Raw genomic sequence first — 16,220 nt, forward strand, 5'->3', positions numbered from 1 at the left:
GAGCTTGGGCCATGATTGCCGTGGTGCGGTGTGCGTCGGGAACAATGCCGAGACGATGACATCGCAGCCTGTCGAGCCCGATCGCACCGAGTCCGCGGAATCCTCCGGGCGTGCCGACCCCTCCGGCCATGCCTCGTACGCTCCTTTCGCGCACCTCACCGCGCCCAACAGCGCCCTCTACCGCGACGTGATGGGGGCGTTCCTGGCGGCCAAGGAGCGGTTCGCGGTGCATCTGCGGCCCGAGGACGTGCAGGCGGCGCTGCCCCCTCAGCGGCGGCCCGCAGCCCTGGACGCCGTGGTCAAGGCGCTGGACAGCCTCGTCGAGTGGGGCAATCTGCGCGCGGACCCGGACACCTCGCGAGTCACGGCGGTCGAGGACTTCTACCGCAAGCGGTTCATCTACCAGCTCACACAGGCCGGCGAGGCCGCCGAGCAGGCGCTGTCCGCGTACGACGAGGCGCTGGGACGGCGCGGCGCGCTGCAGGCGGTGGCGCTGCACGACATCGTCACGCAACTGCGGGCCCTGCTGGTGATCGCTGCCGAGAGGGGGGAGGGGCAGCCGGACGCGGCCAAGGCACACCTGGCGCTGTCCACGCTGACCGGCCGGTTCGAGGCGCTGGCCGAGAACGCGCGGGCGTTCATGGGATCGCTGCAGCGCACCATCGACCTGCACGGCGTCGAGGTGGAGGTCTTCCTCGCCTACAAGGACCGGCTGATCCAGTACCTGGAGCGGTTCATCCAGGATCTGATCACTCTCGGCGGGCGGATCGCCCTGCTCATCGGGGAACTGGATGAGCAGGGACGGGTCGGCGCCCTGCTGCGGCTGGCGGCGGCGCGGGAGGCGGCCGACGCCGCCCCGGACGAGGCCGAGAGCGCCGAGGCGCGGGCGTACGCACGATGGGCGGCGAAGTGGGCGGGCCTTGCCGCCTGGTTCGTGTCGGCGGACGGCCGCGAGTCCCAAGCCCGGCTGCTGCGCGGACGCGCCCTCGGGGCGATCCCGCAACTCCTCGCCGTCGTACGGCAGTTGAATGAGCGGCGGGCCGGGCGTTCGGACCGGTCGGCGGACTTCCGCACGTTGGCCCGCTGGTTCGCCGAGGCCCCCGACGACGCGGCGCGGCACCGGCTGTGGCGCGCCGCCTTCGGCCTGTATCCCGCCCGGCATCTCACCGTCGACGCCGACACGCTCGCCGAGCGCACCGCCCACCCGGTGGCCGCGTCCACCCCGTGGGCCGAGGCCGAGCCCCTGCGGATGAGCCCGCAGCTGCGCCGCACCGGCAGCTATGAGCGGCGTGGCAAGCCCCGCAAGGTGCAGGACCGATCTGAACCGCGGCGGCAGCTCGCCGAGATCGCCGCCAAGCAGGCGGAGGAGATCACCGCCGCCCGCGCCCGGCTGGCGACGGACGGCACCACCCGGCTGTCCGCACTGGGAGAGCTCGACCCGGTGGCCTTCGGCCTGCTCCTGCGCCTGCTCGGCGACGCCCTGGCCACCTGGCGGCCCGGCATGACGACGACCGCCGCCACCAGCAACGACGGCACGATGGAGATCCTGCTGACCGCGCTGACCGACGGTACGACGGCCGAGATCCGCAACCCGGGTGGCGTGTTCCGCGGCCCCGACCACCTCGTCGAGATCACCGACCTCACCACCGGCACCCCCGCACGGGAGGCGCGATGACCACCCTCCTGGGCGAGGTCCTGGACAGCCGGCGCACCGCCGAGCTCCACAAGGCCGCCCGCGCCCTGCTGAAGGAGCCGCTGCTGCTCGCGCACGGCCCGGACGCCGACGCCTATCGCCTCGTGCGCCAGTACACCGCCGAACTGCGCGACTGGTTCGACCGCAACACCGGCTGGTCGCTGCGGGTGGACGCGGAGGCCGCCCGGCTGCGAAAGACGCCCGGCACCCCCGCCGATCCGACCCATCCGGCGCGGGAGGCGTCCCGCGCCGGTGCCCCGTTCACCCGCCGACGCTATGTGCTGCTGTGTCTGGCGCTCGCCGCACTGGAGCGCGGGGAGGCGCAGATCGCGCTCGGCCGCCTCGCCGAACAAGTGGTTCTCGACGCCGCCGACCCGCACCTGGCCGCCGCCGGGATCGAGTTCACGCTGGAGCGGCGCGACGAGCGCCTGGACCTCGCCGCCGTCGTACGGCTGCTGCTGCGCCACGGTGTGCTGCGGCGGGTCGCCGGGGACGAGGACGCCTACGTCAGCGGGACGGGCGACGTGCTCTACGACGTCCAGCGCCGTGTCCTCGCCGGACTGCTCGCCGCCCGCCACGGCCCGTCGACGATCACCGCCGACGGTTTCGAGGAGCGGCTGGCCCGGCTCACCGCGGAGAGCGCCCTGGACAGCGAAGAGCTGCGGTTCCGCGCGATCCGCCAGAAGCTCACCCGCCGCCTCCTCGACGACCCGGTGCTGTACTACGACGAGCTGACCGACGAGGAACTCGCCTACCTGACCCGCCAGCGGGCCTTCCTCACCGCACGCGTCGGCGAACTGACCGGCCTGGTGGCGGAGGTGCGGGCCGAGGGCATCGCCATGGTCGACCCCCAGGACGACCTCACCGACGTAAGGATGCCCGAACAGGGCACTCACGGGCACGTCACCCTGCTGCTCGCCGAGCACCTCGCGGCGGCGGGCGGCGAGGTGAGCCGCGAAGAGCTCGAACACCGGGTGCGGGAACTCGCCGCCGAACACGGCGGGTTCTGGTCCAAGAGCGCCAAGCAGCCCGGCGCGGAAGGGGAGCTGGTCGAGCAGGCGCTGGCCAAGCTGACCGCGCTCGCCCTGGTGACCCGCACCCCCACCGGCGTCGCTCCGCTGCCCGCGCTCGCCCGGTACGCGGTCGGCGACACCGTCGTGGTGGAGCCGGGCCGCAGTACCCCCCGTACCTCCCGTGTCTCCCAGAGAAAGGCACCGCAGCCGTGACCGCTCTGCCCCAGCCCGCCCCCGGCCGCTGGCGACCGCTGCGCATCGGCCTGGTCGACCTCTTCTACTACGACGCCGAGGAGTTCTGGTTCCGCGACGGGCGGCTGCTGCTGCGCGGCAACAACGGCACCGGAAAGTCCAAGGTCCTCGCCCTCACCCTTCCCTTCCTCCTCGACGGCGACCTGTCCGCGCGCCGCGTGGAGCCCGACGCCGACCCGGGCAAGCGGATGGAGTGGAACCTGCTGCTCGGCGGGGAACATCCGCACCCCGAGCGGCTCGGCTACACCTGGATCGAGTTCGGCCGCGTCGAGGAGGACACCGGACATGCCCGCTTCCGCACCCTCGCCTGCGGGCTGAAGGCGGTGGCGGGCCGCGGCATCGCCCGCCACTGGTACGCAGTCACCGACCAGCGCGTCGGCGAGGAGCTGAGCCTGCTGGACGCTACCGGCACCGCGCTGTCGCGGGACCGGCTCGCGGAGGCCATCGCCGGGCGCGGCATGGTGTACGACACGGCCACGGGGTACCGCAGGGCGGTGGACGAGGCTTTGTTCGGCCTCGGCGAGCGGCGCTACGCCGCACTCGTCGACCTGCTCATCCAGCTGCGCCAGCCGCAGCTGTCGAAACGGCCCAACGAGGCCGCGCTGTCCCGGGCGCTGACCGAGGCGCTGCCGCCGATGGACCAGGCGGTGGTCGCGGACGTGGCCGAGGCGTTCCGGTCCCTGGACGAAGAGAAGGAGGAACTGCGAGCCGCCGCCGAGGCCGAGCGGGCCGCCTCCGCGTTCCTGGACCACTACCGCCGCTACGCCCGCGTCGCGACGAGGCGCCGGGCCCGGCTGCCCCGCAGCGAGCACGCACGCTACGAGCAGCTCCACCGCGACCTGGCGCAGGCCCGCGCAGAGCAGGAGGAGGCCGAGCGCGACCGGGCGGAGGCCGCCGAGCGGATCGCTCAGATGGAGCAGACCGCCACCCGTCTGAGGGCGCAGGAGGCGGCACTGCGCGAGGGCCCCGAGATGCGCAGTGCCCGGGAGCTGGAGCAGGCGGCGGCCGACGCGCGCCGCACCGTCGGCGAGCTGGCCCGTGCCCAGGCCGACCGGGACGAGGCGACCCAGGCCCACACCCGGGCACTCGGCCGCCTCGAGGTGGCCCGGCGACGCCTCGACGCGGCCGAGGAGCAGGTCAAGGACACGCTCACCCGCGAGCGGGAAGCGGCAGGGGCGGCCCGTCTCGACGGCGAGCTGCGCACCGGCGACGTGCCGGAGAGCGAGCTGCGGCGTACAGCCGAGGAGGCGGTGGCCCGCAGGCGCCGCACCATCGGGCATATGGAGGAGTTGGCGGCGAGCGCCGACGAGGCCGCCGCCGAGCGGCGCGCCGCCGCCCGCCGCCTGGACGACGCCGAGACCGAGCTCGGCCACACCGTGCGGCGGCAGGCCGAGGCCGAGGAGCGGGCCGCCGAGGCGGGCCGGTGCCTCGTCGACCGCGTCCGCACGCACCTGGACGCCTGCCAGGAACTGGCCGTCGCCGACCCGGCCGGACTGCTGGATGCCGTGCAGGACTGGGTCACCCACTGCCAGGGCCCGTATCCGGCGCGGGAACGGGCGGGTGAGGTACACCGCGAGCGGGCGGCGCGCCTGGCCGACCGTACGGCCGTCCTCGGACAGGAACTCGCCGCGCTCCGGGCCCGGCACGCCGAGGCCGAGCGGGAGCTGGCCGAGCTGGAGGCAGGCGGCCAGCGCGGACCGACGGTACCCCACACCCGTACGCCCGGCGTCCGCGAGCAGGCGCCCGGCGCACCGCTGTGGCGGCTGGTGGACTTCCGCGACCATGTCGGAGCCGACGAACGCGCGGGTCTGGAGGCAGCGTTGGAGGCCTCCGGCCTCCTGGACGCCTGGGTACGCCCCGACGGCACTGCCGTACACGCGGACGGGCACGACGTCCTGCTGTCGCCGGGTGCCCCCCTGAACGGACCGACACTCGCCGACGTGCTGCGGCCCGCCGTCGACCACGGTGACGCACGGGCCCTCGAGGCCGGCGAGGAGACCGTCGCCCGGCTGCTGGCGGCCGTGGGCCTCGGCTCCGGATGGGGGTCCCCCCGCTCGAGCGAAGTCGAGAGTGGGGGAGACACCTGGGTGGTGGCCGACGGCCGTTTCCGCGTCGGGGCGCTGACCGGCAGCTGGTCGAAACCGGCGGCCGTGTACGTCGGCGAGGGCGCCCGCGAGGAGGCGCGCCGGGCCCGGATCGCCGCCCTGCGCACCGAACTCGGCGCCCTGTCGGACGAGATGGCCCAGCTCGCCGCCGAGCGTACCGCCGTCGACCGGCGCCGCGACATCCTCGACGCCGAGTTGGCCACCGTCCCCGACGACGCCGCCCTGCGTCATGCGCACGCCCTCACCGGTGCCGCCGCGGACGCCGCGCACCGGGCCCGTGCTCGCCGCGACGAACGCGCGGCCGAACAGGAGGAGGCGGCCCGGCGCGAGGCCGAGGCCGCCACCGAACTCGCCGAGACCGCCGCTGCGATGAACCTGCCCGCGGACCGGGCGGGCCTGGCCACCGTCCGCCAGGCCCTGGCCGACTACACCGCCGTCCTCGCCGCCCTGTGGCCCGCTCTGCGGGAGCGTGCCGACGCGGCGCGCGCCCTGGCCGACGAGCGCGCCGAGGCCGAGCGGGCCGGCACCCGGGTGGCCGAACTGACCCTGCGCGCCGAGGAGTCCGCCCGACTCGCCGCCGCCGCGGATGAACGCCACACCACCCTGCGCTCGACCGTGGGCGCCGCCGTCGCGGAGCTTCAGCGACGCCTCGTCGAGACCACCGACGCGCTGGCCGCGTGCGAGAGCGACCACCGGCGGGCCCGCGAGGCGCACACCGCCGCCGACCGGCGCGCCCATCTCGCCCAGGGGCACATCGAACGCCTTGAGGTGGACGTCCGCGAGGCGACCGCGGCCCGCGCCGAGGCCATCGCCGCCCTCCAGCGGTTCGCGGCCACCGGCCTGCTGTCCGTCGCCCTGCCCGAGGCCGCCGTACCCCCGCTCGGCGCCGGGCCGTGGGCCGCCACTCCGGCCGTCGCCCTCGCCCGTTCCATCGAGGCGGAACTGTCCGGCACCGACGACTCCGACGGCGCCTGGGAGCGCGTCCAGAAGCGGCTCAGCGAGGAGTACAAGAAGCTCCAGGACGCCCTCTCCCGGGGAGGACACGGCGCCTCCGCCCGGATGGTCGAGGACGGCATGGTCGTCGAGATCGTTTACCAGGGCCGTGAGCGGGCCGTCCCCGAGCTCGTCGTGGCCCTCGCCGCGGAGGTTGCCGAGCTGACCCGCATCCTGTCCGCTCACGAACGCGAGATCCTCGAAACCCACCTGCTCACCGAGGTCGCCGGCACCCTGCAGGAGCTGATCGGCGCCGCCGAGCGGCAGGTACGGGCCATGAACGCCGAACTCCAGGAACGGCCCACCTCCACGGGCATGAGGCTGCGCCTCGTCTGGCGCCCCTCGCGCAAGGCCCCTGCCGGGCTTGCCCAGGTCCGCGAGCGACTGCGCCAGTCCGCCGACGCCTGGACGATCGAGGACCGGGCCGCGGTCGGTGAGTTCCTGCAGGCCGAGATCGCCCGCAGGCAGGCCGACGACACCGCGGGCAGCTGGCTGGAGGTGCTCACCGCAGCCCTCGACCACCGCGGCTGGCACGAGTTCGGCATCGAACGCCATCAGCACGGCAAGTGGGTCCCGGCCACCGGCCCCGCCTCCGGCGGCGAACGCGTCCTCGCCGTGAGCGTGCCGCTGTTCGCGGCGGCCTCCTCGCACTACGCCACAGCCGCCCCCCACGCCCCGCGCCTGGTCACCCTGGACGAGGCCTTCGCCGGTGTCGACGACGACTCCCGCGCCAAGTGCCTGGGCCTGCTGCACGCCTTCGACCTGGACGTCGTCATGACCAGCGAACGCGAATGGGCCTGCTACCCGCAGGTCCCCGGCATCGCCATCGCCCAGCTGTCCCGCGTCGACGAGATCCCGGCGGTCCTGGTGACCCGCTGGGAATGGGACGGCGCCGAGCGTGTGCGGGGCACAGAGCCGGACCACGGGCTCGTGTCCCTCCCCGAGCAGGCCGTCGCGCCCGCTGCCGAGAGCCAGGACGCACTTTGGAGGTGAACGAGGAGGTGACGCCCGGCATGGGCACGCCACAGCCGCCCACCGCGCCCGTCGACCGCGAACGCCTGGCCCGCCTGCTCGGCGGCTCCGACCTCGCCTGGCTGGTCGACCGGGTACGCCGCCGCATGGCACGGGACGAACCCCTCACCGGCCTGGTCACCCTGGCCGCCCCCACCGCCGCGCAGCGCGCCGCGGCCGAACGCCTGCTGGGCCGTGCCCCCGGCGCCGGTCGTTCGCTGAGCCTGCGCCTCGACGCGGTGGACGCCGTGCTGCGGCGCTCCGGCGCCAGTCCCGACGGCCTGGCCGCCGCCGTCACCGCCCTCACCGGCCCCGTCACCCGGCTCACGGACGTACGGGAGCAGGAGGAGAAGGCCTGGCGGGAGGCGTACGTCCCGCTCGACGCCCTGATCCGCACCAGCAGACCCGACCTCGCCGACTGGGCCGACCGGTTGCGCTGCGACGGCCTCGTACGCCGGCTCGCCCGCACCCCGCACGCGGCGAAAAGACTGCTCGGCGACACCGCCGAGGCGCTGCGTCGGCTGCCCGCCGATCCAGCCATCTCCCTCTCCGCCTTCGCCGCCACCGCCCTCGGCGACGCCCACGCCCTGGACGACGGCACGCCGCTCGCCACCCTCGTCCTGTCCGGCGCCCGGGCCATGACCGGCTTCCCCGACGGCGGCGGAGCCGAGTGGCGCCGCGAGGCCTGGGCCTCGGCCGGGCTCCTCAAGGACGCCCTCTCCTCCACCGTTCTCACCCTCGGGCTGCGCGGCACTCCCGCCCTCGACTGGGCCGCGGAGGCGGGCGAACCCGCTGTGCTGACCCTGCGTCAGCTCACGCGCACCCCGCCCCGCACGGCACCCGACCCGGTGCACGTCTGCGAGAATCCGGCCGTCCTGGCCACCGCGGCCGACACCCTGGGTGCCTCCTGCCCGCCCCTGGTCTGTCTCCAGGGCCAGCCCTCGGCCGCCGCCCTCACCCTGCTGCGCCACCTGCACAACCACGGCACAGCCCTGCGCTACCACGGCGACTTCGACTGGGGCGGCCTGCGCATCGCCACCGCGCTGCTGCACCGCGTGCCGTGGCGGCCCTGGCGCTACACGGCCGCCGACTACCGAGCCGCGACTGCCACCGTCCCCCTGGCCCCACCGCTGACCGGCACACCCGCCACCGCGGCGTGGGACCCGGACCTGCGCCCGGCTCTCACCGAATTCGGCGTGCGCATCGAGGAAGAGGTTCTGCTCGACGATCTGCTGGCCGACCTCGCGCGGTGAGATGCGCGGTAAGACGCCGGCGATACCTGCTCCCGGCCGCAGGGGCGCTCCCCACCTTCGCCCCTGCGGGCACGGCCGTAGTCCGGTCGGGAAGCCGCTGAGCCACCGAGATGGGTGCGTCGCGTGCACGGGTGCTCCGCGCAGGACCGGTCGACGGAGCGTGCAGGCGTCGGTCTCCGGTAAGGCACTCCGCTGCGTCGGCGTTCAACCTCCTTCCCCCCTCGAATGCCTCGGCCTGCGAGCACGGCTCGCCGTGCCGTCAATGCGGGGGATGGGAACGGGCACCGGTGGACTCGTAGTGGACACGCAGTGGACGGAAGGACCCGCAAGGATCAGGAAGCCGGCGGAGCCGGACGGCAGCCAGTGGGGCTCCTGCCTGGGGATATGGGAAGCCCAAGGCAAGATCGGTGAGAGATCGGAAGATCCGAAAAGGACTCATAATCCGTCGGCCGTGGGTTCGAGTCCCACCCGCCCCACCACAGCCTGTTGGAGCAGGAGTGATCGCTCCGGGCGGCGCACGGCAGGAAGGGCCCTCACAGTGCAGGTGAGGGCCCTTTTCGTTGCCGGCGACTCGTGGCTACGGCGTGGTGTGTCGGCGGCTTCGGCGGTGGGTGGTCGGGCCGCCGAGCGGGGGGGCGAGGCCGGGCGGTCGCCCTGATGGCCGCGGCGCGGGCCTCAGATGATCGGGGGGCGGCCGAGGCGGGTCATGCGCCAGACCGTGCGCCAGCGCATCGGGCGGCGCGGGCCGCAGGGGGTGCGGACGCCTTCGGTGAAGCCGGCGGCCCAGGCCCGTAGACCCGCCACCGAGCGGCTGCGGACGGCCGTCAGTGCGGCCCATACGCCGAGGTAGGCCGGCACCAGCAGCGCCGGGAGGTGGCGTTTGGCCAGCCAGACGCGGTTGCGGGCGACCATGCGGTGGTAGACCGCGTGCCGGGTGGGGGAGGTGTACGGGTGCTGCAGCACGATCTCCGGGGCGTAGCGGATGTGCCAGCCGTCGTCCAGGGCCCGCCAGGCGAGGTCGGTCTCCTCGTGCGCGTAGAAGAAGTCGTCCGGCCAGCCGCCGATGCGGTCCAGCATGCGCAGGGAGAGGGAGTGGCCGCCGCCGAGGAAGGTGGTGACCAGGCCGCCGCGCGCGGGGTCGCCGACCCGTAGGCGGGGGATGTGCCGGCGCTGCGTACGGCCCCGTTCGTCGGCGATGCGGAAGCTGACGATGCCCAACCGGGGGTCGGCGGTGTGCAGTTCCGCGAGCCGGCGGAAGACGTCCGGGCTGATCAGCAGGCCGTCGTCGTCGAGATCGACCACCAGGTCGACGTCCCCGAGCTTGCGCAGTTCGTCCAGGGCGACGTTTCTGCCGCCGGCGACGCCGAGGTTCTCGCTCAGCTCGATGCCCACGGCGCCGTGCGGCAGGGGCGGCAGCGGTGAGCCGTTCCCGACCACCACGACGTGGGTCGGCGCGAGGTCCTGCTTGGCGACCGAATCCAGCAACGCCTGGAGTTCGGCGGGGCGGTTTCCCATGGTGAGGATGGCGACGCCTACGCGCAGATGGGGCACGGGAGGAGGCTCCGTTCTCGGCGGTCCCGCGGAGGGCGGCCCCGGCGGTCCGGGGCGTTCCGGTGCGGCGCTCCGGGGCGGTTCTGGTGGGGCGTTCCGGGCGGGCCGGTGGTCGTTCCGGGGTGGTTCGGGTGGGGCGTTCCGGGCGAATCGTTCCGGATGCTAGCCGTCGGGCGGGGCGGCTGCGGGCTGCGGTGCCTGTGCCGCGACATTTCGTCCCGGGGAGTGCGGGCGCACGATGGAAGGGGTGGGGAATCCGGTAACGACCAGGGGGTGGAGGGAGGCAGTCCTCATGATGGAGGTCAAGCCGATCGACAAGCCCGATGAGCGGCGGGACTTTCCCCGGGGCCACCTGGAGGCCCTGCATCTGACCGGCCTGGACTTCGCCGTGGCCACGTTCGAGCCGGGCTGGCGCTGGACGGAGTCGGTGGCCCCGATCGCCGGCACCGACAGCTGCGAGGTCCACCACAACGGCTTCGTGGTCCAGGGGCGGCTCCGTGTGCGGATGAACGACGGCGCGGAGACCGAGGTGGGGCCCGGCGACGTCTTCGTCTGCCCGGCCGGTCACGACGCCTGGGTGGTCGGCGACGAACAGGTCGTGGTCTACGACTTCGCGGGCGGCATGGCGAAGGACTACGCGAAGGAGAGTGGGTGAGCCGCCGGACCAGGGTGACGCCCAGTCGGTGAGGGGGTGAACCGCTGAGCGGTGGTCCATCGGCCGGGAACTACCCGCCCCCTCCTCGCGCCTCTCGTGATGCGGCATTCTGTTTTCACTTAACGGAATGCTGGGGGAGGCTGGGGCAGGCGTGTGGCCATGAGCGGGGGTAGCGGCGACGGGCGCGCGTACGGGAGAGGCGATTCCGCGGTACCCGAGCATGGCGGCCCGCGCGGCGGAGACCGAGGCCGGGGCGGGCCGCCCGGTCGCCGCGCTGGTGGAAGACCTGACGGGCAGCTGGAAGACCTGGCGGGCAGCGCGGTGCTGGGCCGATCGGCTGATCTGCTGGGCTGGCTGACGGGGCGCAGCCCGGCCGGGACGGGGTTGGCCACGGCCGGCGGGGAGGACGTGCCGTCGCCGCCGTATTGGATATGAGGCCGTCCCGTTGGGGGGAGGGCGGCCGCCGGCGTGTGCCTTCCCACGTGGATCGGGATGTCTAGGAAGGCTCTCGGTGGGCAGGGGAGCGGGGCGGTCCGGCGTACGGATGCGTCGTGGCGCAAGGAATACGCCGCGGGGCGAACCCGTTCCCGCAGCCGGAGACCGTGCCAACAGCAGCACATCCTCGACAGAAGCAGGGACATACATGAGCACCGTTGAGCTCACCAAGGAAAACTTCGACGAGATCGTCTCCGGGAGCGATTTCGTGCTGATCGACTTCTGGGCCGAGTGGTGCGGCCCCTGCAAGCAGTTCGGCCCGGTCTTCGAGCGCTCCTCGGAGAAGCACGACGACCTGGTCTTCGCCAAGGTCGACACGGAGGCCCAGCCCGAGCTCGCGCAGGCCTTCCAGATCCAGTCCATCCCGACGGTGATGATCGTCCGGGACAACATCGCGGTCTTCGCCCAGCCGGGTGCGCTGCCCGAGGCGGCCCTGGAGGACGTGATCGGCCAGGCCCGGGCGCTGGACATGGACGAGGTCCGGGCGTCGGTCGCCGAGGCCCAGAAGAGCGAGCAGGCGCAGGGCGGAACGGGCCAGTAGGCTCGGGGCTCGTGAGCGAGCTACTTCTGGTCCGGCACGGCGAAACCGAGTGGAGCCGGGACGGCCGGCACACCAGTTGGACCGATGTGCCGCTGACCGCCGTCGGCGAGGAGCAGGCCCGCGCGCTGCGCCCGCTGCTGTCGGGCCGGAAGATCGCGCAGGTCCACGCCAGTCCGATGGTGCGGGCACTGCGCACCGCCGAGCTGGCGGGCCTCGCGCAGCCGCACATCGACCCGGACCTGCGGGAATGGGACTACGGCGGCTACGAGGGCGTCGCCACCGCCGACATCCACCGCAGCCGGCCCGGCTGGTACCTCTTCTCCGACGGCGTCGTCCCCGGCCCCGACGGCCACCCCGGCGAGTCGCCCGCGCAGGTCGGGGCGCGCGCCGACCGGGTGCTGGCCCGGATCGACACGGAGTTGCGGGCCGGCCGCGGCGATGTGGTGCTGGTGGCGCACGCGCACTTCCTACGGGTGCTGACCGCCCGCCGGCTCGGGCTGCCGGCCGCCGCGGGCGGACTGTTCACGTTCGAGACGGGTGCGGTCGGTGTCCTGGGGACGGAGCACGACCGCCCGGCCGTGGTGGCGTGGAACTCTCGTAATCCGTGACACGTAATCCGTGACACGTAGCCCGTAGCCCGTGACCCGTAGCCCGTAACCAGCGACCCGTGACCCGTAACGCGTAGCCCGTGATGCTGGCGCGCCCCTGCGCCCCGCCCCGCCCCCTACGGTGCCGGTCGGATCCAGGTACATCCCCTACGGTGCCCTCGGATCCAGGTACATCCCCCTACGGTGCCATCGGGTCCAGGTGCAGCGGCTGCACCTTGCCCTCGATCATCGCGCCGAGCCCCAACACCGCGCAGGTGGCGGGACGGTCCGCGGTGTGCACCGGCATCGAGGTGGCCTGATGGATCATCGGCTCCAGGCCGGGGATCAGTGCACTGCCGCCGGCGAGCATGATGCCGCGCTCGCCGAGGTCGGCGACCAGGTCGGGCGGGCAGCGCCGTAGTACCGCGCTGATCCCGTCGAGGATCGCGGTCAGCGGGGTGGTGATGGCGTCCCGTACCCGCTCGGTGTCGACGTGCACCGACCGGGCCATGCCGCTGACCACATCCCGGCCGTGCACCTCGGTGGAGCCGGGGGTGAGCCCGTCGCCACCGGAGAGGATCGTCTGCAGCGGGCGCAGGGCCTGGCCCGCCAGCATCAGTTCGTGGTGCAGCCGCAGATGCTGCACCACCGCGTGGTCGATGGCGTTGCCGCCCACCGGCACGGTCTCCGCGGCCACGATCGACCCGAGCGAGAGCACCGCGACCTGCGTCGTCCCCGCACCGCACACCACGATCATGGTCGCCTCGGGCTGCTCCACCGGCAGCCCGCAACCGACGGCGGCGGCCACCAGGGTGTCGACCAGTTCCACCCGGCGCGCGCCCAGCCCGGTGAGCGTCTCGACCGCGGCCCGCTGCGCCAGCGGCTCGCTCCCGTACGGCAGGCAGACCGCGGCCCGCATCGTCGGGCGGCGGCGCCAGGACTTGCGCAACTTGTCGCCGACCAGGGTGCGCAACAGCCGCTGGGCCATGTCGATGTCGACGACGGTGCCGCCGGACACCGGGCGCACCACCCGGATGTAGTCCGGGGTGCGGCCGTCCATCACCTCCGCCTGGGCGCCGACGGCCAGCAGCGCACCCGTGCGGGTGTTGATGGCGGCGACGGTCGGTTCATCGACCACCAGCCCCTGGTTCTTCACATACACCCTGGTCCGGGCCGCACCGAGGTCGATGGCGGCCGAGCAGCGCCGCAGTTGGGCGAGGCTGATGGTCATGGGCGGTTCCTCCCCGATGGGCCGGTATGGACGGAGCGCTCGTACGGCCCGTACGCCGGACCGCTGGGACGGCCCGATCACACGGACCGCTCGTGCGCCATCCTCCGAGCGCCCGCGCAACTCCGCCCGCCGAGAGCGTCCGGTCGGGGGACGGGCGGGCGCGCAACGGGGCGAACGGGTGACCGCGGACGGGTGCCGGGGCCGCTCAGTCGACCCGCCGCTGATACAGCCCCCAGGTGAATTCGGCGACGAGATCCTGGGGTGCGCCGTCGGGCCCGGGAGCCTTGCAGGCCAGGCGCCAGCGGGTCGGGGCGCTGCCCTCCATCGGGCGGGCCGGAGGGAACGCGCGGGCCACCTCATCCACCGTGCACGACCACGGAGCCAGGTCCTCCGTGGTGCGCAACTCGGGGCCGGCGGCACCGGGCGCGCGGACGAGCCAGGCGTTCCAGACGGTGCCCCGGGCGGCGGTGAGCACCTCGAACCGCAGAGCGGGCCAGAGCGGGACCGGCCAGAGCAGCGCCTCGCAGGTCAGATCCCCGATGCGGCGGGGGGTGACGGACTCGGGCGTGCCCAGCAGCGCCCGGTACGGCTGGACACCGCCCGCCCGCGGGGCGTGCATCCGCGCCTGCCAGCGGCGGTTGGCCTCCCGCATCTGCGCCCGTGACGCCCCCAGCTCCCGCAGCGCGTCCTCGACCAGGCCGGGGTGGTGGTCGGCCATCCGACGCAGCAGCACGAGCTGGAACGCGAGCGGTCCGGGCAGGTCGGAGGGGGTGCCGGGGCAGGCGGGCGGGTCATTGTCAGTGGTGGGGTTCATGATGGACATGGTCGTGGACGACGGGGGCCGCGGGAGGTCCGGGGCGCTCGCCGTCCGGAAGGAACAGCACGGAATTGACGTAGCGGCGGTGCGGGGCGAGGGAGCGCCTCAGCAGGCCGTGTTCGGCGACGTGGGAGGTGCGGGACTGATGGGCGGACAGATCGAAGTCGGCCAGTGGCAGCCAGTGGTCGTGCGGCAGGACCCAGCCGCGATAGCCGCGCGCCGCCGTCCAGTCCAGCACGGGCCGGAGCGGCTGGATGCGGGCCTCCAACTCCACGAACAGCGCCGGGAGTTCCCGTTCGATGGTCCGCACGGCGCCGCGCAGCACCCGCAGCTCGGCACCGTCCACATCGATCTTGATGAGCGTGACGGACGTCAGACCGAGCGCGTCCAGCGGCAGACAGGGCACGTCGAGGGCGGCCGTGTGCAGTTCACGGCGGACGAGCGAGGAGACCCCCCGGTCACCGCGGCCGTCCGGGGGAAGCCAGAGGGTGGCGCGGCCGGCGTGGTCGGTCGCCGCGGCGGAGAGCACCTCGACATGAAGAGGTGTCACGGCGGCGAGCAGACGGGCCAGATGGGGCACCGGCTCGAAGGCGATGACCCGGTCAGCGCGCCGGGCCAGCCGCCGGGTCCAGGGGCCGTACCACCCACCGATGTCGACGGCCGTGCCACCCGGCGGGCAGAAGTCGCCGAGGCGCCGCAGCTCCGGCTCGAAGCGTGGATAGAGCCCGGCGGCCAGCGCCGACACCAGCCGGGCCGGCAGCCGGGGCGCCAGCCGCGCGGCCAGCGTCACGGCAGCGGCTCCTGGTCCGTGAGGCGGCGCAGCAGACGGGTGTGTTCGGCTTCGGTGACCTGTTCGCCGGAGGAGGGGAGGAGCTGGGGGATGCCGTCGAGGATCGGATAGCGGCGGCGCAGCCGGGGGTTGTAGAGGACGTCCTCGGAGGCGAGGAGGGAGAGCGGCCCCTTGTCGAGGGGGCAGACGAGGATCTTGAGCAGCGGGTCATCGGGCTTCATGACTCAACTCCGTCGGGATTGAGGGAGGTTGGCGCGGGGCCGAACGCGGGGCTCGGGGCTCGGGGGCGCGTCGGTACGGGGGCTCGGGGGCGGGGTCGTCGGTGCGGCGGCCTCGGGGCTCGGGAGCCGGGGGCGTGTCATGACGGGGGAGTGCGAGCAGGACGGTCACGGCCACGGCGGTGCCGCCCAGCCGCAGCGCCAGCCGTAGCGGATCGGCGGGCAGCGGCTCGCCGAAGGCGACGGTGCCGCAGACGACGGTGAAGACACAGGTGACGGTGGTGCATACGGGGACGATCACCGAGGCCCGGCAGCGCTGCAGCGCGGTCTGCGACAGCACCAGTCCGGCGGCGCCGGTGAAGAGCAGGAGGTAGGGATACGGCGAACGGAACAACTGCCCGGCGGCGGCCGGGACATCATGCGTGGTGAGCAGGCCGGAGACGCCCTTGATGGCCAGTGAGCTGACGCCGTAGAGCAGGCCGACGGCCACCCCGTAAGGCACGCCGGCGGTCGGCAGGCGGTGGCGGCGGCGGGCCCGCCGTTCCGCCGAGCGGTAGAGCAGCAGTCCGGCGGCCAGCGACGGTACGGCGATGACCAGCAGTGTCGCGGGCGGGGCGGTGCGGGCGACGGCCCGTGCGTCCTCGCCGCGGAGGGAGGCGACGACCAGGACCAGCGCGACGAGGATCGCCACGATGCTCTGCCGCTCCCGGCCGCTGGTCCGCTCACCCAGCACGACCGAGGAGAGGAGCAGCAACAGCACCAGACCCGAGACGAAGATGCCCTGCGCGGCGGCGAGCGGCAGGGTGCGGTAGACGGCCAGCTGGGCGGCGAACCCGGCGGCCAGCGCCAGCGAACCGCCCAGCCACAGCGGACTGGACAGGAGGTGACCGACGACCCGGGCGGGCTGCCGGGTGCTCAGTGCGGGCAGCGCCGCCAACGCCCGTTTCTCCAGTACGAAACCGGTGCTGTACAGGACGTTGGCGAGCAGCGCGGACGCCACGCCCCACCACGGCAT

The 16,220-nt window shown here is 74.0% G+C and carries 13 protein-coding genes; 7 read left to right on the forward strand and 6 right to left on the reverse strand.

The genetic code is table 11. From position 1 onward, the window contains the following. The first annotated feature begins 55 nt into the window (after positions 1-55). From AB0G35_RS04540 to AB0G35_RS04555, 4 genes are read left to right on the forward strand one after another with little or no spacing between them, the layout of a single operon-like run. Positions 56-1,675, forward strand: coding sequence for a TIGR02677 family protein (locus tag AB0G35_RS04540; RefSeq protein WP_360943533.1), 1,620 nt, complete (start codon positions 56-58; stop codon positions 1,673-1,675). Next, positions 1,672-2,919: a TIGR02678 family protein gene (locus AB0G35_RS04545; RefSeq protein WP_360943536.1), complete on the forward strand. Its 1,248-nt coding sequence runs from the start codon at positions 1,672-1,674 to the stop codon at positions 2,917-2,919. Before AB0G35_RS04540 ends, AB0G35_RS04545 begins: the two co-directional genes overlap by 4 nt. Continuing rightward, entirely contained in the window at positions 2,916-7,049 is a 4,134-nt protein-coding gene (locus AB0G35_RS04550) for a TIGR02680 family protein (RefSeq protein ID WP_360943539.1), read from the forward strand. The genes AB0G35_RS04545 and AB0G35_RS04550 overlap by 4 nt, the downstream gene beginning before the upstream one ends. A 20-nt stretch (positions 7,050-7,069) precedes the next feature. Continuing rightward, positions 7,070-8,320 (forward strand): TIGR02679 family protein, encoded by a 1,251-nt coding sequence (locus AB0G35_RS04555; protein WP_360943542.1) that lies wholly within the window; start codon positions 7,070-7,072, stop codon positions 8,318-8,320. A gap of 675 nt (positions 8,321-8,995) precedes the next feature. On the opposite strand, the gene AB0G35_RS04560 is transcribed toward AB0G35_RS04555, so the two are convergent. Beyond that, on the reverse strand, positions 8,996-9,871 hold the full coding sequence (locus AB0G35_RS04560) for a glycosyltransferase family 2 protein (protein WP_360943545.1): 876 nt from the start codon (positions 9,869-9,871) through the stop codon (positions 8,996-8,998). A gap of 292 nt (positions 9,872-10,163) precedes the next feature. Between AB0G35_RS04560 and AB0G35_RS04565 the strand changes: the two genes are divergently transcribed. The 3 genes from AB0G35_RS04565 to AB0G35_RS04575 all read left to right on the forward strand — a co-directional run bounded on the left by AB0G35_RS04565 (position 10,164) and on the right by AB0G35_RS04575 (position 12,170). Then, positions 10,164-10,526: a cupin domain-containing protein gene (locus tag AB0G35_RS04565; RefSeq protein ID WP_360943548.1), complete on the forward strand. Its 363-nt coding sequence runs from the start codon at positions 10,164-10,166 to the stop codon at positions 10,524-10,526. Positions 10,527-11,169: 643 nt separating this feature from the next. Continuing rightward, on the forward strand, positions 11,170-11,562 hold the full coding sequence (gene trxA, locus AB0G35_RS04570) for a thioredoxin (protein WP_360943551.1): 393 nt from the start codon (positions 11,170-11,172) through the stop codon (positions 11,560-11,562). A gap of 11 nt (positions 11,563-11,573) precedes the next feature. Then, the gene (locus tag AB0G35_RS04575) at positions 11,574-12,170 is read left to right on the forward strand and encodes a histidine phosphatase family protein (protein ID WP_360943554.1); all 597 of its coding nucleotides are present in this window, start codon (positions 11,574-11,576) and stop codon (positions 12,168-12,170) included. Between the two features lie 178 nt (positions 12,171-12,348). On the opposite strand, the gene AB0G35_RS04580 is transcribed toward AB0G35_RS04575, so the two are convergent. The 5 genes from AB0G35_RS04580 to AB0G35_RS04600 form a co-directional block, all read right to left on the reverse strand. Next, positions 12,349-13,380, reverse strand: coding sequence for a rod shape-determining protein (locus AB0G35_RS04580; RefSeq protein ID WP_360943557.1), 1,032 nt, complete (start codon positions 13,378-13,380; stop codon positions 12,349-12,351). A 205-nt stretch (positions 13,381-13,585) separates the two neighbouring features. Then, entirely contained in the window at positions 13,586-14,194 is a 609-nt protein-coding gene (locus tag AB0G35_RS04585) for a hypothetical protein (RefSeq protein ID WP_360943560.1), read from the reverse strand. Then, positions 14,178-14,987: an FkbM family methyltransferase gene (locus AB0G35_RS04590; RefSeq protein ID WP_360943563.1), complete on the reverse strand. Its 810-nt coding sequence runs from the start codon at positions 14,985-14,987 to the stop codon at positions 14,178-14,180. Before AB0G35_RS04590 ends, AB0G35_RS04585 begins: the two co-directional genes overlap by 17 nt. Next, entirely contained in the window at positions 14,984-15,208 is a 225-nt protein-coding gene (locus AB0G35_RS04595; protein ID WP_360943566.1) for a Trm112 family protein, read from the reverse strand. The genes AB0G35_RS04590 and AB0G35_RS04595 overlap by 4 nt, the downstream gene beginning before the upstream one ends. Beyond that, positions 15,195-16,220, reverse strand: coding sequence for a DMT family transporter (locus AB0G35_RS04600; RefSeq protein WP_360943569.1), 1,026 nt, complete (start codon positions 16,218-16,220; stop codon positions 15,195-15,197). The genes AB0G35_RS04595 and AB0G35_RS04600 overlap by 14 nt, the downstream gene beginning before the upstream one ends.

Source organism: Streptomyces sp. NPDC021749 (assembly GCF_040640655.1).
Lineage (GTDB): Bacteria > Actinomycetota > Actinomycetes > Streptomycetales > Streptomycetaceae > Streptomyces.